This window comes from Candidatus Pelagibacter sp. HIMB1485, assembly GCF_052048055.1.
GTDB lineage: Bacteria > Pseudomonadota > Alphaproteobacteria > Pelagibacterales > Pelagibacteraceae > Pelagibacter.
This window is the reverse complement of the sequence record NZ_JBNAIN010000002.1, coordinates 851,608-871,862: the sequence shown is the minus strand read 5'-3', so window position 1 is coordinate 871,862 and position 20,255 is coordinate 851,608. Positions and strand designations below refer to the sequence as shown.

General features: G+C 26.0%; 22 protein-coding genes. 7 read left to right on the top strand and 15 right to left on the bottom strand.

Features of this window, described 5'->3' with window-relative positions:
• Positions 1-24: 24 nt before the first annotated feature.
• Both secG and tpiA read right to left on the bottom strand, forming a co-directional pair.
• The gene (secG, locus tag ACTTA4_RS07030; protein ID WP_075506676.1) at positions 25-324 is read right to left on the bottom strand and encodes a preprotein translocase subunit SecG; all 300 of its coding nucleotides are present in this window, start codon (positions 322-324) and stop codon (positions 25-27) included.
• Between the two features lie 6 nt (positions 325-330).
• Positions 331-1,071 carry a triose-phosphate isomerase gene (gene tpiA / locus ACTTA4_RS07025; RefSeq protein ID WP_440634095.1) on the bottom strand — a complete coding sequence of 247 codons (741 nt, stop codon included), beginning with the start codon at positions 1,069-1,071 and terminating at the stop codon, positions 331-333.
• 56 nt (positions 1,072-1,127) lie between these two features.
• On the opposite strand from tpiA, the gene ACTTA4_RS07020 reads away from it, so the two are divergent.
• The 7 genes from ACTTA4_RS07020 (at position 1,128) to gltX (ending at position 8,540) form a co-directional block, all read left to right on the top strand.
• Positions 1,128-2,549: a SurA N-terminal domain-containing protein gene (locus ACTTA4_RS07020; protein ID WP_440634094.1), complete on the top strand. Its 1,422-nt coding sequence runs from the start codon at positions 1,128-1,130 to the stop codon at positions 2,547-2,549.
• Positions 2,549-4,006, top strand: a complete 1,458-nt coding sequence (trpE, locus tag ACTTA4_RS07015) for an anthranilate synthase component I (protein ID WP_440634184.1) — start codon at positions 2,549-2,551, stop codon at positions 4,004-4,006. The genes ACTTA4_RS07020 and trpE overlap by 1 nt, the downstream gene beginning before the upstream one ends.
• On the top strand, positions 4,006-4,572 hold the full coding sequence (locus tag ACTTA4_RS07010; RefSeq protein WP_440634093.1) for an anthranilate synthase component II: 567 nt from the start codon (positions 4,006-4,008) through the stop codon (positions 4,570-4,572). The genes trpE and ACTTA4_RS07010 overlap by 1 nt, the downstream gene beginning before the upstream one ends.
• Before the next feature lie 4 nt (positions 4,573-4,576).
• A complete protein-coding gene (trpD, locus tag ACTTA4_RS07005; RefSeq protein WP_440634092.1) occupies positions 4,577-5,569 on the top strand; it encodes an anthranilate phosphoribosyltransferase in 993 nt (330 codons plus the stop codon).
• The gene (locus ACTTA4_RS07000; protein WP_440634091.1) at positions 5,562-6,353 is read left to right on the top strand and encodes an indole-3-glycerol phosphate synthase TrpC; all 792 of its coding nucleotides are present in this window, start codon (positions 5,562-5,564) and stop codon (positions 6,351-6,353) included. The genes trpD and ACTTA4_RS07000 overlap by 8 nt, the downstream gene beginning before the upstream one ends.
• Positions 6,354-6,442: 89 nt before the next feature.
• Positions 6,443-7,120 carry a transcriptional repressor LexA gene (gene lexA / locus ACTTA4_RS06995; protein ID WP_262589277.1) on the top strand — a complete coding sequence of 226 codons (678 nt, stop codon included), beginning with the start codon at positions 6,443-6,445 and terminating at the stop codon, positions 7,118-7,120.
• A 22-nt stretch (positions 7,121-7,142) separates the two neighbouring features.
• Positions 7,143-8,540, top strand: coding sequence for a glutamate--tRNA ligase (gene gltX / locus ACTTA4_RS06990; RefSeq protein WP_440634090.1), 1,398 nt, complete (start codon positions 7,143-7,145; stop codon positions 8,538-8,540).
• On the opposite strand, the gene lpxB is transcribed toward gltX, so the two are convergent.
• The 13 genes from lpxB to rpsB are packed head-to-tail and all read right to left on the bottom strand — an operon-like array spanning position 8,520 to position 20,163.
• A complete protein-coding gene (gene lpxB, locus ACTTA4_RS06985; RefSeq protein WP_440634089.1) occupies positions 8,520-9,653 on the bottom strand; it encodes a lipid-A-disaccharide synthase in 1,134 nt (377 codons plus the stop codon). The genes gltX and lpxB overlap by 21 nt on opposite strands.
• Positions 9,650-10,435, bottom strand: coding sequence for an LpxI family protein (locus ACTTA4_RS06980; RefSeq protein ID WP_440634088.1), 786 nt, complete (start codon positions 10,433-10,435; stop codon positions 9,650-9,652). The genes lpxB and ACTTA4_RS06980 overlap by 4 nt, the downstream gene beginning before the upstream one ends.
• Position 10,436: 1 nt before the next feature.
• Positions 10,437-11,219, bottom strand: coding sequence for an acyl-ACP--UDP-N-acetylglucosamine O-acyltransferase (gene lpxA / locus ACTTA4_RS06975; RefSeq protein WP_440634087.1), 783 nt, complete (start codon positions 11,217-11,219; stop codon positions 10,437-10,439).
• A complete protein-coding gene (gene lpxD, locus ACTTA4_RS06970; protein WP_440634086.1) occupies positions 11,216-12,196 on the bottom strand; it encodes a UDP-3-O-(3-hydroxymyristoyl)glucosamine N-acyltransferase in 981 nt (326 codons plus the stop codon). Before lpxD ends, lpxA begins: the two co-directional genes overlap by 4 nt.
• A 51-nt stretch (positions 12,197-12,247) precedes the next feature.
• A complete protein-coding gene (gene fabZ, locus ACTTA4_RS06965; RefSeq protein WP_440634085.1) occupies positions 12,248-12,694 on the bottom strand; it encodes a 3-hydroxyacyl-ACP dehydratase FabZ in 447 nt (148 codons plus the stop codon).
• Entirely contained in the window at positions 12,687-13,190 is a 504-nt protein-coding gene (locus tag ACTTA4_RS06960) for an OmpH family outer membrane protein (RefSeq protein WP_440634084.1), read from the bottom strand. Before ACTTA4_RS06960 ends, fabZ begins: the two co-directional genes overlap by 8 nt.
• Positions 13,191-13,196: 6 nt before the next feature.
• Entirely contained in the window at positions 13,197-15,446 is a 2,250-nt protein-coding gene (gene bamA / locus ACTTA4_RS06955; RefSeq protein ID WP_440634083.1) for an outer membrane protein assembly factor BamA, read from the bottom strand.
• Positions 15,447-16,622 (bottom strand): 1-deoxy-D-xylulose-5-phosphate reductoisomerase, encoded by a 1,176-nt coding sequence (locus ACTTA4_RS06950; RefSeq protein WP_440634082.1) that lies wholly within the window; start codon positions 16,620-16,622, stop codon positions 15,447-15,449.
• Positions 16,622-17,269 carry a phosphatidate cytidylyltransferase gene (locus ACTTA4_RS06945; protein WP_440634081.1) on the bottom strand — a complete coding sequence of 216 codons (648 nt, stop codon included), beginning with the start codon at positions 17,267-17,269 and terminating at the stop codon, positions 16,622-16,624. Before ACTTA4_RS06945 ends, ACTTA4_RS06950 begins: the two co-directional genes overlap by 1 nt.
• A complete protein-coding gene (uppS, locus tag ACTTA4_RS06940; RefSeq protein ID WP_440634080.1) occupies positions 17,269-17,943 on the bottom strand; it encodes a polyprenyl diphosphate synthase in 675 nt (224 codons plus the stop codon). The genes ACTTA4_RS06945 and uppS overlap by 1 nt, the downstream gene beginning before the upstream one ends.
• Positions 17,940-18,491 (bottom strand): ribosome recycling factor, encoded by a 552-nt coding sequence (gene frr / locus ACTTA4_RS06935; RefSeq protein ID WP_440634079.1) that lies wholly within the window; start codon positions 18,489-18,491, stop codon positions 17,940-17,942. Before frr ends, uppS begins: the two co-directional genes overlap by 4 nt.
• Positions 18,492-19,343, bottom strand: a complete 852-nt coding sequence (gene tsf / locus ACTTA4_RS06930) for a translation elongation factor Ts (protein ID WP_440634078.1) — start codon at positions 19,341-19,343, stop codon at positions 18,492-18,494. It abuts the gene before it with no gap.
• Between the two features lies 1 nt (position 19,344).
• The gene (gene rpsB / locus ACTTA4_RS06925) at positions 19,345-20,163 is read right to left on the bottom strand and encodes a 30S ribosomal protein S2 (RefSeq protein WP_440634077.1); all 819 of its coding nucleotides are present in this window, start codon (positions 20,161-20,163) and stop codon (positions 19,345-19,347) included.
• Positions 20,164-20,255 lie beyond the last annotated feature (92 nt).

Here is a 20,255-nt window from a genome sequence, read left to right as displayed (position 1 = left end):
AAAAAAAGAAATAGAAAGTATTAATTAATTATTTTCAGGAATTGATGGAGTATCTTCAGTTTTTTCTTCAACCGTGTCTAAAACTGATCCTGTAGGTGTTAATTCTGCTCTAGAAATTATTGTAAGCGCTAAGCTACAAATGATAAATAAAGTTGCAACTATCGCAGTTGCTTTGGTAATAAAACTACCAGCAGATCTTGATAGCATGAAATTTTCTTGAGAAACACCAATACCTAAAGCGCCACCCTCTGATTTTTGAAGTAGCACAAGCACAACTAAAATAAATGCAAGTATGATGTTAATTACAAGTAATAATGTTTCCATGGTGGTCTAATTAATGGTTTTTTTAATTATATCAATAAATTTCTTTGGATTTTGTGATGCTCCACCTATTAAAAAACCATCTATGTCAGGAATTATTTTTAATTGATCAATATTTTTGATGTTAACAGAGCCTCCATATAAAACTTTTGGAGATTTTTTTCCAAATTTACTTTTTATAAATTTAATTGATTTAGACAGTTCCTCTGATGAAGGAATTAAACCAGTTCCAATTGACCATACTGGTTCGTATGCAATAATTATATCATTAATTTTTTTGATAGATTTTAATCCTTTCTTTAATTGACTATTTAAAACTTGATTAGTCTTTTTATCTCTTTTTTGTCTTAGAGTTTCACCAATACAAAAAATAATTTTTAAACCAGATTTAATTGAATTTTTTATTTTAAGATTAATTAGATTGTCATTTTCTCCAGCCATTCTGTTTTCGGAATGACCCAAGATCACATATTTTGCTCCAACACTTTTAAGCATTCTTGCATTAACCTGACCTGTAAAAGCTCCATAATCTAAATTTTGATGAGAATTTTGTGCACCAACTTCAATATTTGTTTTACTAAGTCTTTTTGAAATTGGACGTATTAGAGTATTTGGAGGACAATAAATTAGTTTGAACTTATTTTTTTTATGACTTTTTGAGAATTTAATAACTTTATCTAATGAATTTATAGTTTTTAAATCTCCAAACATTTTCCAATTAGCTATAAAATACATATATTTATTTGTCATAATTGACTTTTTAATCTATAGATTTGTTTTTTACAGATCAATAAATTTATAACGTTATGGTTGAAAAATTAAAAAATTTAGGTTGGAAACAATTTGGTGGATTGGTTCTAATAGTAATCATCATAATAGCTTTTGGCTTTGGTGGATTTGGCGGTGGCTTTAGCACTAACAATCAAAATAACATTGCTAAAATAAATAAAACTAACGTTACCACTCAAGATTTCATGGACTATGTTAATCAAAGTGGAATTTCACAAGAAGCAATAAGAAATAATTTAGACAACAATATTATAGAAGAATTACTATCAGGACTTATTTCAACAACTTTAATTGATCTAGAGATTGAAGATTTTAAACTTTCTATAAACGAAAAGACAATTTTAAAATATTTAAAAGACAATAAAAATTTTAAAGACGAGAATGGTGCTTTTGAAAGAATTAAATACGAAAAATTTTTACTTTCAAATAATATGTCTGCTCCTTTGTTTGAGTTGAAATTAAAAAATCAAGGTTTACAGAAACATTTATTTGATTTTATCGGTGCAGGTACTGTTACCCCTGAATTTCTAATAGAAAGTAAATTTGAAGAAAACAATAAATCATTAATTATTGAATACTTTGATATGGAAAATTTATATAAGATTAAAGATAATTATACATCAGATGAAATCAAAGCATTTATTGAAGAAAATAAAGATCAATTAAAAAGACAATATATTGACTTTAAATATGTGGTTTTAAATCCAAAAAATCTAATTGGAATTGATGAATTTAATCAAGATTTTTTTAACGAAATTGATGCAATAGAAAATAAAATTTCTCAAAATGAAAGTTTTAGTTCAATAATCGAAAACATAAATGTGGATGTGAATAATATTAATGAATTTGCTCCAGATGAAAACACTAGCACAAACGAAAAGTTAATTTACTCTAAGAAATCAAGCAAATTAGATATATTTGAAAGTGGCGATAATTATATTCTTTATAATATAGAGAATGAATATGATCGTTCACCAGATCTAAATGATGAGATAGTAAAAAGTGAAATTGTCGAGCTGATTTATCAAAAAGGTAAATTTGATTACAATAGAAAAATAATTGAAGAAATACAGAATGATGGATTTAATGAAAGTAAATTTATAGAGTTAAGTTCAGGTAAAATCCAAACTGGATCAATTAATTCGATTAACGATGATGGGCTATTTGAAGTAAATTCAATTAAAATGCTCTACTCATTACCTCAAAATTCTTTTGCTTTAGTAAACAACACTAATAATCAAATATTTTTAGTCAAAATAAAAGATATAAATAAAAATACGATAAATAAACAAGGTGAGGAATATAAAGGATTTGTAAATTCACAAAATACAAACAACAGAAAAAGTATTTTACAATCTTACGATACCCTGTTGAATAATAAATATCAGGTTCAATTGAATCAAAAAACTATTGATAGAATTAAAAACTATTTCAAATGATAATTAATCGAAGCTTCAAAGATTTTAAGTTTCGACATAGAAGCAAAAAAAATCAGATTATATACACTTCTAAAAAAGTAAATTCTGATGATGAAGTAATAAATTTAATTGATAATTTTTTAGAGGAAAAAAATAGTTTTATATTTGAGTCTGTTGAAAAAGGAAAAATTAAAGGTAGATACACAATTTTTGGTAAAGATCCTGATAAGATATGGGAGTTCAACAACCAAAAGTCATATTTAATCACTGAAAATAAAAAAATCATTCTTAAAGATAAACCAGAAGAGCTAATAGAAAAAATTATTGAAAATTTTAAATTTGATACACCTAAGAATTTACCTAAAATTTGTTCGCTAATTTCAGGTTATTTTTCATACGACTCTATTAGGTACATAGAAAAAATTCCTAACTCATGTAAAAATGACCTTAATTTACCTGATGTAAGATTGATGAGACCAAGAACCTTGGTTATTCATGATAATTTAAAAAAAGAAATATTTTATATAAGTAATGTTTTTAATGATGAAAAAATTAAAAATTATCAAAAAAAGTATGACTCTATAAAGACTGATCTATTTAAACTATTAATTCAATCATCGATCAAAAATATTGATACAAAAAGGGTATTAAAAGAAAAAAAAATTAAAGTTAAATCAAATACATCTAAAAATAAATTTCTGGCAATGGTTAATAAAGCTAAGAAATACATTAAACTTGGTGATATTTTTCAAGTTGTTTTAAGTCAAAGATTTGAAGCAAAATTAACAAAAAAACCCCTAGAAATTTATAAAAAACTTAGAGTAACTAACCCCTCTCCTTTTATGTTTTACTTCAACTTTAATGACTTTCAAATTATTGGGGCAAGTCCAGAAATTTTAGTAAGACTAAGAGATAACAAAATTACAGTTAGACCAATAGCAGGTACTAGACCAAGAGGAAAAAATAAAAAAGAAGATCTTTTTTATGAAAAAGACCTTCTTAAAGATAAAAAAGAACTTTCTGAACATTTAATGCTTTTAGATCTAGGAAGAAATGATGCTGGTAAAGTATCAAAAATAAATACTGTAAAGGTAACTGAGAGTTTCATAATTGAGAGGTATTCTCATGTAATGCATATAGTTTCCAATGTAGTTGGAGAGTATAATAAAAAGTTTTCAAAATTTAAATCACTGTTGGCAGGATTTCCTGCTGGTACAGTATCTGGTGCTCCTAAAATAAGAGCAATGGAAATTATTGATGAATTAGAAACGTCAAAAAGGAAAGTTTACGCTGGTGGAATTGGATACTTTTCTGCTAATGGTGAATTTGATACTTGTATTGCATTAAGAACAGCTGTAGCAAAAAATAAAAAATTCTATGTACAAGCTGGAGCAGGTATCGTGGCTGATAGTAAGCCTACAAACGAATATGATGAAACAGTGAACAAGGCGAAAGCTTTGATAAATGCTTTAAGATAATGAAAATATTATTAATAGATAATTATGATAGTTTTACATTTAATCTTTATCATTACATTTCTTCATTAGATGTAAAAGTTGATGTCATAAGAAATGATAAAATTAACTCTAAAGAAATATTAAGAAAAAAATATGATAAAATTGTTATTTCACCTGGACCTGGAAATCCAAATCAATCTGGAAATTGCATAAGCATTTTAAAATCATTGCATAAAAAATTGCCCTTTTTAGGTGTTTGTCTTGGACATCAAATTATAGGTCAAGTCTTTGGATCTAAAATTATTCAAGCAAAAAAATTAATGCACGGAAAAACTAGCAAAATTAAATCACAAAAAATTGGGATTTTAAAAAATCTACCTCGTACCTTTGAGGCTACAAGATATCATAGCTTAATTATTGATAAAAAAACACTTTCGAAAGATTTAGAGATTACAGCTGAAACTGATGATGGGGTAATTATGGCTATCCAACATAAGCAATTTAATATTCATGGTGTGCAATTCCATCCAGAAAGTATTAAAACTAAGATAGGAATTAAAATTTTAAAAAGTTTTATAAATTATTAATTTTATGGAAAAGATTTTAGAAAAACTTAAAAATAAAGAAAATTTAACCTTTGAAGAAAGTAAGTCAGCATTTGAAATTTTAATGACTGGTAAAGCTGATGAGGATCAAATCTATAATTTTTTAGCACTTCTGTCTGAAAAAGGAGAAGTTGCAGATGAAATTGCTGGAGGTGTTTATGTGCTTAGAGAAAAATCTAAAAGAGTAAACGTTCAAGATTGCATAGATACATGTGGTACAGGTGGTGATGGCATGAACACTGTTAATATATCAACTGCATCAGCCTTACTTTTAGCTAGTATGGGTATAAAAGTTGCAAAACATGGCAATAAAGCAGTATCTTCAAAATGTGGCTCTGGAGACGTTTTGGAAGCTCTTAATATTAAAATTGATTTAGAACCGAAAGAAATAGAAAAAGAAATAAACAATAACAATTTTGGTTTTATGTTCGCTCCAAATTATCATAGTGCCATGAGATTTGTAGGTCCTGTAAGAAAGAAAATTGGTAAAAGAACTATTTTCAACATGATTGGTCCTTTAAGCAATCCGGCTCTAGTAGAAAGGCAGGTTGTTGGAGTATTTGATAAAAAATTGTTAAGAATTTTTGCAGAGGGATTAAAAAATTTAAATATAAAATTTGCATGGATAATAAATAGCGAAGATGGATTGGATGAAATATCTCCTTATGCAAAAACAAATATAATACAATTGAAGAATGGAGAAATATCTGAAATCTTGGTTGATCCTAATTCAATTGGTGTGAATGCAGAAAAATTTGAGAACTTAATTGGTAAAGATGCAAAATTTAATGCAGATAAAATGATTGAAATATTTAAAGGTAAAGATAATGATTTTTCAAAAGCAGTTTGTTTAAATGCTGCAGCTGGTTTAATCGTTGCAGAAAAGTTTGTTGATTTTGAAGAGGCCTATAATCACGCAAGACAATTTATTCTTTCTGGTAAAACTTTTTCACATTTGGAACAAATACAAAATGTCTGAAAACGTTTTAGAAAATATAATTAAAAAAAAAATCGAAAAAATTGATAATCTAAAAAAATCAATAGATCTTAAAAAATTAGACGAATTAATAGAAAAAAATAAATCATACATAAATTTTAAAGATAAAATTGAAAACAATTTAAAAAACAATAAAACTTCAATTATTGCTGAAATAAAAAAAGCAAGTCCTTCTGCAGGTGTTATAATTGAAGACTACAATCCAGTAGAAATTGCTAATATTTATTTAAAAAATAATGCTACTTGTTTATCAGTTTTAACTGAAGAAGATTATTTTTTAGGAAATTTAATTCATATAAGCAAAATTAAAGATAAGGTTAATTTACCAATATTATGTAAAGATTTTTTTATTGATACTTTTCAAGTGCCACTTGCCAAAAGTTATGGTGCAGATGCAATTCTGATTATTTTAGCTGGTGTCTCAGATGATCTTGCAAACAATTTATATCAAGAGGCATTGAAATTAGATATGTCAGTAATAGTAGAAGTGCATACTGTTGAAGAGGCTCAAAAAGCATTAAATTTTAAAGATGCGCTAATTGGTATTAACAACAGAAACTTAAAAACACTTAAAACTGATATAAATACAACCTATGATATTTATAATGTTGTAAAAAACCACAAAGGACCTCTAATTTCTGAGAGTGGTATTAAATCTAAAGAAGAATTATTGGAATTAAACAATAAGACTTCAATTAATACTTTTTTAATTGGTGAATCACTTTTGAAAAAATTGGATGAAAATTCAATTTTTTCAGTTTTGTAGTCAATTTAATCCCTATTTTACTCGCTTTTTTTAGTATTGTTAAAACAAAAGAACTTTTATAGAACATCTTTTGTACGATATTTGTTCTTATGCTAACAAAAAAACAAAAAAACTTACTTTTATTTATCAACAAGAAGTTGAGAAGTTCTGGTGTATCTCCTTCTTACGAAGAGATGAAACAATCTCTAAACTTAAAATCAAAGTCAGGTATTCATAGATTGATTAGCGCTTTGGAAGAAAGGGGATTTATTAAAAGATTAGCTCATAAAGCGAGAGCTTTAGAGGTAGTAAAATTACCTGAAACAGCTTCAGCAAATGATATTTACAATAGTTTTTCGCCAAGTGTTATCAAAGGTGGTTTAGACGAAGAAATTAACAATTCTGATGAAATGGAAGTTCCAGTATTAGGAAAAATTGCAGCAGGAACTCCTGTTGAAGCAATACAAAATGAAGTTTCAAGAATACCATTGCCAAATAATTTAGAAAAAAATGGAGATTATTTTGGATTGAAAGTTCAAGGTGACTCAATGATTGAAGCTGGAATCCACGAAGGAGACACAGTTATTATTAAAAGAACAGATACAGCAGATAATGGAAAAATTGTAGTCGCATTAATTGACGAACACGAAGCAATGTTAAAAAGAATTCGTAAAAAAGGTAAAGTTGTTGCATTGGAAAGTGCAAATAGAAACTATGAAACCAAAATATTTGGCCCTGATAGAGTAAAAGTTCAGGGTGTTTTAGTATCTTTATATAGAAACTTCTAAAAAAATAGTCTAAACATCTCTGATGTCAAAAGTAGCAACTCGTTTTGCTCCCTCTCCTACTGGGGCTCTTCATATTGGTGGTATTAGAACTGCCTTGTTTAATTGGTTATATTCAAAAAATCAGAAAGGCACTTTTCATTTAAGAATTGAAGATACTGACAAAGAAAGATCGAAAGAAGAACACAAAATACAAATAATTAAATCCTTAAATTGGTTAGGGATAAAACATGATGGTGAAGAATATATTCAGTCAAGTAAAATTGATGATCATGTAAAAATTGCAAATGAATTATTAAAAAATGGATATGCCTATAAATGTTACTGTTCACCTGAAGAGATAGAAGAGCAAAAAAAAAGAGCTAGACAAAAGAAAATACCTTATATTTACAACAGAAAATGGAGGGATGCAGAAGAAAAAGATGCTCCTAAAGAAATTAAACCTGTAATTAGATTTAAAAGTAAAATTGAAGGAAGTTCAACTCTCAAAGATTTGGTACAAGGTGATGTTGAAATAGAAAACAGCACAATAGAAGATTTTGTAATATTAAGAAATGATGGAACTCCAACTTATAATTTGTCAGCAACTGTAGATGATCACGAAATGGGAATGACCCATATAATTAGGGGTGATGACCATAAAATAAATACTTTTAAACAGATTCAAATTTATGAAGCAATGAAATGGGATGTGCCACTGTTTGCCCATATACCTTTAATTCATACAATAGAAGGTAAAAAATTATCCAAGAGAGATAATGCCTCAACATTAGATGACTACTCAAAAATTGGAATTATGCCTGACGCTTTGAGAAATTATTTGCTAAGACTAGGATGGTCATATCAAGATAAAGAAATATTTACTTTAGAGGAAAGTATAAAATTTTTTAACTTAGAAGGTATAGGAAAATCACCATCAAAATTGGATATGAGCCGTATTTTGTCAATGAATGAGCACTATATTAAAAATATTGATGAAAGTGATCTGTATGATCATCTTTTGAGATATTGTGAAGAATATAAAGATAAAATTGATATAGAAAAAGCAACAAAAATAAAATCATCTTTAGTATTTTTAAAAAACAAAGCAAAAACACTGGAAGAAATATTTAATAATGCAGAATATATCATTAATGATGAAGTTAATTTTAATGAAAATGATTTAAAACTAATTGACGATAAATCCAAAAAAATAATTAATGAATTTCAAAATGAAATTAAAAACTTGGAAAGTTTAACTAGAGATAATTTAGAACCAATAGTCAACAACTTGATAAAAAAACATGAAACAAATTTCAAAGGTGTAGGTCAACCATTACGAGTAGCCCTAACTGGATCCAAGTTTGGACCAGGCCTATATGATATTGTTATATCTTTAGGTAAAGCAGATGTTGAAAAAAGATTAAGAAAGATACTTAATTAAAACAGAACTTGCCTCACCAGCAGATGAAGTTTTAGACCTGATGCCCTCTAAAGTTATGGAGCACTCACTTACCTGTTTTTTCATCAACTTGGGGTTTTTAAGAAAATAAAGAACTGACCTATATATTTCATCTGCATTACATTCTTTTTGAAGTAATTCAGGAATTACCTCGCGATTATTAATTATATTTATAATATTTGCAAATTTTACATTAACTAACATTTTAAAAATCATAAAATTAATAAAACTAAGTTTATAAATAATAATTGATGGAATATTAGAATTACAAATTTGTAACGAAACAGTACCAGATTTTGAAACAGCAAAAATAGATTTAGACAAAATTTCAAATTTAATATTTTCTTCAGACACAATATCTATATTGTCAAAGTTATATTTTTTTACATGTTCTAAAATTAAACTTTTATTTTCTTCTGTTGCATGAATATAAAAAAAATATTCATTATGCTTTTTGTTCATTAATTTAATAAAATCCAATAATATAGGTAGCAAAACATTAGTTTCAGAATTTCTGCTACCAGGAAATATAGATATTATTTTTTTATTTTTGGGTAAAATATTGTCAATAATAGTTTTGTTGCTTTGATTTCTTTCTATCAGGGGATGACCAACAAAAGTGTTATTAATATTTTCTTCATCAAAGTATTTTTTTTCAAATTCAAACAACAAAAGTATGTGATCAATAAATTTTTTAATTTTTTTAACTCTATTCTTTCGCCATACCCATACTTGAGGTGCTACATAATGAATTGTTTTAATATTGTTATTTATTTTTTTAACCTTTTCTGCTACTCGTAAAGTAAAATCAGGGCTATCTACACTTAGCAATATATCAGGGTTAAATTTTACTATTTCTTCTACAGTTTTATTTATTTTTGATCTAATTTTGAAAATATTAAGTAATACACTTGTAAATCCTAAGTATGTAATTTCTTTCAAATCATAAATAGATTTAATTCCTAGTTTCTTTAAGTGAGTACCACCAACAGATAAATATTCAATTTCAGAATTTTCTAGTTTTAATCTTGAAATTAAAGTTGATGCAAGTTTGTCTCCAGATGGTTCACCTGTTAATACAAAGATTTTTTTCATAAAACTTTTATAAAAATTTTATTTTTATTTGCAAAATTTAATACTTCTTTCTTATCGAGAAAAATATTCTTTTTAGATTTTAAAACGAGACCCTTTAATCCATATTTTTTAATGTCTCTCAAAGTTTGCAAACCAACAGTTGGTAAATCCATTCTTAAATCTTGTTTATTTTTAGGTAATTTTATTAATATACCTTTTGAATCTTTCTTCAATTTTGAGAGCATTTTTTTTGTTCCTTGCCTTCCCTCTTGTGCAATTATTTTTTCATCTTTGACAACTAAAGCCTGTATATGATCTAAACTATTAATTTTATTAAAATAATTTTTAGCTTTTTCAATTGAGTTATTATCATTTTTAGTAGGCTTAGTTTTTGTATAGTTTCCTTTTCTAAGGGATAGTTCTGAGTTAAAGTAAATAGAACTAATTACTTTTATACCCTCATTTGCAAGAATATTAATTATTGATTTGATAATTACTGCATCGCCAATTTTGGAAGCTCTAATTACACTTGGCATATAATATATACCTTTAAAATCTAATCTAAGGGATGAAAAATTAGGTTTTGCTATTTTACCGGCAAATAAAACTTTTTTGCATTTTTTTTCTTTAATTAAATTTATTATTTTTCCAAATTTTCCAATGCTGATTCTGTAAGAGTTTTTATCTTTATGAAATTTATTATTTTTTGAAAAATCGATAATAAAATATTTTTTTTTTAATTTTTTAATTTTCTTTAAAACTATTTCAGGAAAATCCGTATCACCTAAAAACAAACCAATCATTTTATTTTGAAAAGGGAGTACAAATTGGTCTTTTTTTATCTTTTTCTATAAAATTAACTACTTCTGAAACCAATTCATTTTTAATCAAATCATTTGTTAAATTACTTAAATTCTCTGTTAAATTCTCATTCTTAAATATTATTTTATAAGCTTCACTAAGGGATAATATTTCTTTATTTGGAATATTTTTTCTTCTCAACCCAATTAGATTTAATCCTTGCAATATACTTCTGTTTCCATGTGCTATACCATATGGTATCACATCTCTTACTACACCACACATACCACCTATCATTGCAAATTTACCAACTCTAGTAAATTGCTGTACAGCTGAATTACCACCTATTATGGCATAATCATCTACATGGGCATGACCTCCTAATGGAACATTATTTGCTAAAATAACGTTATTACCAACTATGCAATCATGAGCAATGTGAGAAGAAACCATAAAGAGACAATTATTGCCAACCTTAGTTTTACCACCACCACCCTCAGTGCCTGGATTAATGGTTACGTACTCTCTAATTTTATTATTATCACCTATCTCTAATGATGTTTTTTCACCTTTAAATTTTAAATCTTGTGGATCATTTCCAATTGAAGCAAATGGATAAATTTTATTGTTACTACCTATAATAGTATTACCTGATATATTTACATGAGATTGGACGACGGTACCCTCTCCAATTTCTACATTAGGACCAATTACAGAATAAGGTCCAATTATTACATTTTCAGAGATTTTAGCATTTGAATCAACAATTGCAGTTTTATGTATCATTTATTATCTCTTAAAAATTCTCTAATGTTTTTTGCTGGATAACCCATTACTTTTGTATTATCTGGAATATTTTTTATTACACCTGAGCCACCTCCAATTTCAACATTGTTGCCAACTTTAATATGTCCTGAAATTCCTGCTTGACCACCTATTCTTACATTTGAACCAATAATTGAACTGCCTGCAATTCCAACTTGACCAGCTATGATAGAGTTTTCTCCTATTTTAACATTATGAGCTATGTGTATTTGATTATCTAAATATGTATTTTTTCCAATAATAGTATTCGACATCGAACCCCTATCTATGGTGGAACCACATCCTATTTCACAATTTTCCTCAATAATTACTATACCAATATGTGGATATCTTAAATTTTTATTTTTATTTGGAAAAAAACCAAAACCATGTTTTCCAACTACACAATTATCTAAAACTTTAACGTCATTACTTATTAGTGAATTTCTTATTATTGTATTTGACCCTATAGAGCAATTATCTCCAATAGAAACATTTTTTTCAATTATTGTATTATGACCTATCTTACAATTTGCACCTATTGATACATTTTTTCCTATTAAAACATTTTTACCGAAAATTACTTTATCCTTAAATTTAGTTTTATCAATATGATATACGCTATCATCAAAATCATCATTTATAGAATCAGGATAAAACATTGATGTTATCTTTGATACTGATACTAATACATTCTCAACAACTAAAGGAATGCAAGATGGTGGAAGTTCATTTTTTAAAAAATCAGTTGTAATACATAGGGAAGCTTTTGTTTTACTAGCAATTTCTTTATATTTTTTTGAATGAAAAAAAGTAATATCAGAGTTATTAGAACTATTTAAATCTTTTATATCATTTACCTTAGTGTCATCCTTAATGTCAGAAATATTAATATTTAGAATTTTTTTGATTTCAGAAATTACAAAAGGACCATTATTTTTAAAAAAAGGATTAAGCATGTCTGTTTTTAACAGAGCTTATATTTTTAAGTTATCAATAATTATTGCTATTTATTTCTTATCTACAATTGTAGCTGACCAGATTGCATCAGCCATTTTTTTTCCATCAACAAAAGCATCACCTTTATATTTCCAAACTCGTCCATGAGATCTTATTGCCTCAATTTTTAAAATTAATTCACAATTTGGTATAACAGGATTTCTAAATCTTGCTTTCTCAACACCCATTAAAAAAACCAATTTATTTTCATATGTAGATTTATCTAAACCATGAGCAGTTAATGCAGCTGCAGCTTGACCGAAGGACTCTACAATAAGAACTCCTGGCATCACTGGATTGTTGGGAAAATGACCTTGTACAAAAAAACTATCTTTTTTAACTCTAATCAAGGCAGTTGCTGAGATTAATTTTTTAATATCATACAATTCATCAATTAATAGCATTGGTTCTCTATGAGGTAGCAAATTTGCAATATCATTTTTAAGTAATTTAATCATTTTTTAATCTTTTGTTTAAAAAAATTATTAATTTATCTGTTATGTCATAATTAGCATCGGCTATAAATATATTTTTTTTATCTAAAATAAGTTTAATTGAATTTGTTTCCATATATTGCTCAATAATTGGTGTAATATTTTTAAAATAAATTCTCAATTCTTGATTTTTTAAATTATTATAATTATCGAATATTTTATTTTTCTTATCACGATAAGCAATTATTTGAGTTTTTAAATCTTCCTTTTTTTTGATGTAATCTTCATTAGAAATAATATTTTTAATTCTATTTATTTCTTCCTCTTCTTGCTTCAATTTTTTTGAAAAAACTTCTATTTTTTTTATATTTTCTATATTAATTTTTTCAAGTTTACTTATAATTTTTTTGCCACCATTTGATTCATTTATCAGTTTATCTACATCTAAAAAGTAAATTGTATCTTGAGCATAAGAATATGATAAGTTAAGAACAATTAAAGCAAAAAAAAAAAATTTCATTTAAAATTAAAAACTTGTTCCTAAATTAAATCTAAATGTTTCTGTTTTATCAGTATCAGCTTTAGACAAAGTTGTTGCAAATGTAAAATTTAAAGGTCCTACAGGTGTTAACCAGTCTATACCTATTCCAGTTGAGCTTCTTATTTCACTACCTTCATCATCTCCTTCAAAATAATCAACACCCCAAACATTACCTATATCTAGAAAAAGTAAAAAATCTAAATTTTCTGAACTTTCTAGTAATTGTGGAACAGTTGAGGCAAAATTTATAGATGCTGCATAATTACCTCCAATAAAATCCTCACCATCTTTAGGACCAATTTTTCCTCTTTCAAAGCCTCTTAGTTTGTTGGATGGTAAAATAATTCTTTCTGATAATTTAATATCATCACCTTTAAGTGAATTAGAAGATCTTAAAAAAATAGATGCAGTTGAAATATTATTTTCGTATAATTCAGTGAAATATTTATATATGTAAGTATTTTGTAAAGTAGCAGTCTCACTAATTACTGGCATATCAATAAAATATTGACTTCTAAATCCTTCCGTAGCTTGAAATTTTTGATTTCTAGTATCATAGTCGAAGCTTAGATTTAAAAAACTATCCCAGTAATTACCTTCTTGTTCTTTTTGCTTAGCAGAAGCATTGCTATCTGTATCAATTTTCTCATAAAAATTTGAATTCGCTACTCCCAATCTAAATTTATTTAAATATTCAAAATTAGAACCTAATGAAAAACCTGTTTTATTTGTTTTATAACCAAAGGCTTTTAATCTATCTATTTCAATTGCTTCAACACTAAAATCTACAGATTTGTCCGAATTTTTATAATTTGGATTTGTTACAGTTAAAATCCCCTTTAAACTTTCATCGCTTATACTTATGTTGCTTGATAGCGCAACACCAGAACCTAAATAATTATTTTCCTTAACACCAAAAGAAAATGAACTTCCTGAAGTACCAATACCTGCTCCTGCTGAAATTTCACCTGTAGGTTTTTCCTCTACTTTTATATTAATTTGTTTTTTATCTAATAATTTGTCTTCAACTACTTCTGAAGTAACGTTTCTAAAAAAATTCAAACTTTTCAAATTATTAATTGATTTATTAAGAAGTATCTCATTGTAAGGATCTCCTTCATCTAGTTGGAGCTGATTTCTAATAACTTCTTCTTTAGTTACATTATTTCCAAAAATATTAATTCTTTCAACATAGATTGGGTCAAGTTTCTCAATTATAAATTTTAAATCGATTTTCTGACCAATTATATTTTCTTCAACTTTTGCAGAAATAGATTGGAACTGCTGTTCCAAAGTGATTTTATCTATTTCTTCTAATATCTTTTCAACTTGATTTATTGAATAAGGTTCACCTTTAAGTTTTTTAAAAAGCTCTTGAATTTGAAAAAAATTGCTAATTTCAAAGTCAATTGGAATATCGATGCTTAAATTATTAAAGAAGAATTTTTCCTTAGCTTGAATATTATAAATAAGCTCAAAGTCTTTTTTATTTATTAATTTTGCAAAAGTTGAATCAATATTAACATCATAATAACCCTTATTTAAATAAAAATTTTTCAATAATCTTTTATCAAGAGATATAATTTTTTCATTTACAAATTTTTTATTTGTAACAAACTTCCAAAATTTACTCTCTTCACTTACAATTATTGAATGTAGTTTTTTGTCTTTAAACTTTTTATCACCAACAAATGATATTTTTTTAATTTTAGCTTTTTCACCTAATTTAATTTTGTAAGTAATATTTAATTTATTATCTTTTAAATCATCAACAAAGATATCAATTGAAGGAAAATAATAACCAAGTTCTTTTAAAATTTTTTTAATTTTTTGCTTATCATTATTTAAAATCAATTCATTGTAAGATGATCTGGATTTCAAAGTTACAGAATCTGATATAATCTTTTTTATTTTATTAGATTTAATCCCATCAAAGATAATTTTATTAATAATAGGGTTTTCATCCACTTTAATTGTTAAAACATTATTATCTATAGAAATTGAAATATTTTTAAAAAAATTTGTATCATATAAATCTTTAAGCATTCTGTTCATATTTTCTTGATCAATGCTTTCATTAATTAAAACATTAGAAAAAGATATAATTGTTTGATCAGATATTCGATCATTGCCAACCACTCTAATTTCTTTAATTATTTCTGAATTTGCCAGGTTAAATGAAAACAGGATTATAAATAAATTATAAAATATTAATTTAAAATGATTTTTAAACATTTAACTGAAAATAGAATTTATTTTTAATTGTACAATATTGTGAACATTATAAATATCTGAAATTTTTTTAGGGTACATTTTTTTAAATTTTTTCATTTCTTTTGAATTAATTAAATCAAACAAAATATTTGATATCTCTATATATTTAATCTTTTTATTTAAATATAGATCAACTAATTTATCATTAGCTGAAACCAAAACAGTTTCGAACAGTGAATTGTGCTCAGGTAATATCTCTAAAATTTTTGTTAGTGGAAATTTTTTTTGATTTACTTTTTTTAAAGTAAGATTATTTAATTTTTTTAAATTTAAATTGAAAGAATTGTTTTTAAACAAATATATATTTTTTTTATTGCGATCCAAAGTATTGGCAATTGGTATATCCATAGTAGTATCGTGTGCAATTATTGAAATCATTTTATTTTTAAAATAAATAATAGCATGTATATATGAGTCTGGGTGAATTAAAATATCTATCTGATCGTAATTTACATTAAATAATTTTTTTGCTTCAATTACCTCGAAAACTTTATTCATTAAATTTGAAGAGTCTACGCTTATTTTTTTACCCATACTCCAGTTAGGATGCTTAACAATATAATTTAATTTCATTTTGTTAAAATTTTTTTTTGGAATATTCAAAAGTGGACCTCCTGACGCTGTCAAATATATTTTTTTAACATTTTGTGAATCGATATTATTGTTTAGAGCATGCCATATTGAATAATGCTCTGAGTCAACTGGAATAAATTTTGTATTATATTTTGCCAATTTATCCTTTATTAAATTCCACGCGCAAATAATAGATTCTTTATTAGCAATTGCGATTGTTTTTGTATATTTGATAATTTTAATTGTAGGTCTTAATCCATCAATACCAACAATTGAACTCATTACATAGTCAATTTTTTTTGGAAAAATTTTTTCTATTTTTTCAAAATTATTATAAATATTAATTGATTTATTTTTTTTTGATTTAGCAATATTATAATATTTTTTATCCGTAATAATCAAATTTTTAACTTTAAAAATATTAGCTTGTCTAAATAAAAGTTTATAATTTTTTTGCGCAGAAAGTAATTTAACTTCATAATCAGATTTGTTTTTATATAAAATTTTTAATAATGACTGGCCTATAGATCCAGTTGATCCCAGTATAGCAACTTTTTTTTTCATCAAATTTTATCAAACAAGTTAAAAAAAGAAATTAGATAAGCAATTGGAAAAGCAAATATCATACCATCAATTCTATCTAAAAGACCTCCATGACCTGGAATTAGGTTTCCAGTATCTTTTTTTTTTGATTTTCTTTTAAAAAAAGAAACTACTATATCTCCAATTTGACTCACAGTAGAAATTAAAATTATATATAAAGTTATTAACAATGTATGATCTTGATCAACTTGATTTAAAAAGATTAATAAAGGTACTAAGCTTAAAGCTAAAAAATAGCTCCCTATTAAACCTGCAATTGTTTTATTTGGACTGTATGATGTTAACTTAGGACCTTTAATTGTTTTGCCAAAAATATAACCTCCAATATCAGTTAAAACACAGATTAATAAAATAAATAAAAAATTTTCATACGAACCATCTTCATTAATTCGTATTTTATAAATTGAATAAAATGATAAGTTTAAAAAAATAAATCCAAAAAAGTTATATGTTTTATGTTTTGAAATCATATGCCACTCGTATAACGCTATACAAAAGCTAGTTATTAATAATAAAATAAATAAAAACGAACCATGGATTATAAAAAAAATTACTATAGGTGTTAGAATAATAGAACTTAGTATTCTTTTTTTAAGCTCAGTTTCCATTATATTTCTCCAAAATTTCTTTTGATTTTTTGAAAATTTTTTATGATTTTAATAAAATCTTTTTCATTAAAATCTGGCCATAATTTATTTGAGAAAAAAATTTCAGTATATGAGATTTGCCATAGTAAAAAATTGCTCAATCTGTTTGTTTTTCCAGTTCTTATTAGTATATCAGGATCAGGAATATTTGATGTGTATAAATTTTTAGAAATATTTTTTTCATTTATTTCTAATTTCCTGCTATTTAATTTTTTAGTTGCATTTACTATTTCTTTTCTTGAGCCATAATTTAATGCTAAATTGATTTGTAATTTTGAATTTTTTTTAGTCAATTTTTCACTATTGATTAATAGGTTATTTAATTTTTTTGAAAACATTTTCTCACCTAAAATCTTAAGTTTAATATTATTTTTATGAAATTTTTTTATTTTAAGTTCTAAGAAATTTTCTAGAAGCTTGAATAAATAATTAATTTCTGATTTGGGCCTTTTCCAATTTTCTGTTGAAAAAGCATATAATGTAAGAAATTTAATTTTATATTTAATACTAACTTTAATGATTGACTCTACTGTTTTAAGGCCTGCTTTATGACCTTTATTTCTTGAATTATAATTTTTTAGACCCCATCTACCATTGCCATCCATGATAATGGCCACATGATTAATAGAGTTCATATTGTCATTATTTCTTTTTCTTTTGACTCTACTTTTTTATCAACTGATTTTATATGATCGTCTGTAATATTTTGAATAATTTTTTCTTTTGATTTTTCCTCATCTTCACTAATATCTTTTAATTTTAGCAATTTTTTTAATTCTTCGTTTGCTTCCCTTCTGATGTTTCTTATTGAAACTTTGCATTTTTCACCAATAGATTTAATTATTTTTTTTAATTCATTTCTTCTTTCCTCATTTAATTCTGGCACAGGTAGTCTAATTAACTGACCATCTATTTGTGGATTAAGACCTAAATCAGATTTTTTTATTGCTGCATCTAAAAGAGGTACATTGTTTGCATCCCACACTTGAATATTTATCATTCTGGGTTCGGGAGTTGTTATACTGCCAATTTGATTGATTGGCATTTGTTGACCATATACATCAACTTTAACAAGATCTAGCATTGCTGCATTGGCTCTACCTGTTCTTAGAGAAGCTAGTTCTTTAGAAAATACATCTATGGCTTTATCCATCTTTACGCCATAAGATTTCTCATCAAACATTTACTCTCCAATTTTTATTCTAAAGAATTCCTTAATTTTTAAATCAGCTATTGAAAGTTCTTTTACAATATCTTGAACTTTTTTCTTAGGTTCCATAACCCATGCTTGAGTTAAAAGTGCGTTTTCTTCTTTAAATTTATTCATTTTACCTAAACTTATTTTTTTAGCTATTTCCTCAGGTTTACCTGAATTCTTTAATTCCTCAGCAACAAGTTCTTGTTCTTTATTAATTATTGTTTGGTCAATTAAATTTGACTCAAGTGCTAAAGGATTTGAAGCTGCAATATGCATAGATAGTTGTTTGCCAAACGACTTAACTGTATCTGATTTATCATTTGTATCAAGAGATACTAATACGGCTAATTTTGCTACATTATCTTTTACAACTGTATGCAAATAATGGTTATTAATACCACTGGTGTTTTCAATAGTTTTTGATTTCCCAATTGTAATTTTTTCACCAATTTTTGCAATTAAAGCAACTAAATTATCATCTACACTTTGTCCATTTTTCATCACAGCTTTTTTTAATTCATCTTGATTAGAGCTGTGTTGGTTATTTAATTCACTTAATTCTTTAACAAAGCTTATAAAGTCATCATTTTTAGCAACAAAATCAGTTTCACAGTTTACTTCAATTACAGAAGTTTTACTTTCATCACCAGATACTACAACAACTCCTTCTTTAGCATCCCTAGACATTTTTTTTGAAGCCTTTGATATTCCTTTTACTCTTAAAATTTCAATTGCTTTATCTAAATCACCACCAGATTCTTTAATCGCTAAATTACAATCTTTAAATCCAGCGCCTGTAGCTTCTCTTAATTTTTTTACTTTTTCTATATCACTCATTTTAATTTAACTTTCCTTTATCTTCGTTAGAGAATTTTTTTTCTAATTTTTCTCTATCAATTTCTTGAATAGTTTTGTTTTTGCTATCTTTATTACTTTCCTTTGAATTTTCTTGCTTAGGTTCAGAGGATTGTATTGAACTTTTTGCATTATTAATTGTTTCTTTAATTAAATTACAATAAAGATCTATTGCTCTTCTTGCATCATCATTTCCTGGAATTGGATAATCAATATTATCAGGATTTGAGTTGCTATCGAGAATAGCAATTATAGGAATACCCAATTTAGATGACTCAGCGATAGCTAAAGACTCATAATTAGTATCAATTACAAAAACTAATTCTGGAACTTTTTTCATTTCTGCAATTCCACCCAATGATCTTTGTAGTTTATCTTTTTTTACACTCATCTTAAGAAGTTCTTTTTTAGTGAATCCTCTATTTTCGGCAGCTAAATCGACTTCTAATTTTTTTAATTTCTTAATTGAATTAGATATTGTTCCCCAATTAGTTAGCATTCCACCTAACCATCTATAGTTAACAAAATACTGATCTGTTTCCTTAGCAACTTCTGCTACAGCTTCTGATGCTTGTTTTTTAGTTGATACAAATAAAATTTTTCCGTTATTTGATATTGTATTGTAGACCTTTTCCAAAGCGACTTTGGTCAACTCAAGTGTTTGCGTTAAATCTATAATGTGAATTGAGTCTCTTTTTCCAAAAATGTATTTTTTCATTTTTGGATTCCATCTTAAAGTTTTGTGTCCAAGATGAACACCTGCTTCTAATAGCTGTTGAATTGTAACGTTAGGTATTTTCATGTTTATTCCCGGTTAAGCCACCACAGTAATTTCCAATTAAGGACCGGAGGTATAAAACCAACAACTGTGTGCGTGTTAATTTAATTTAATGG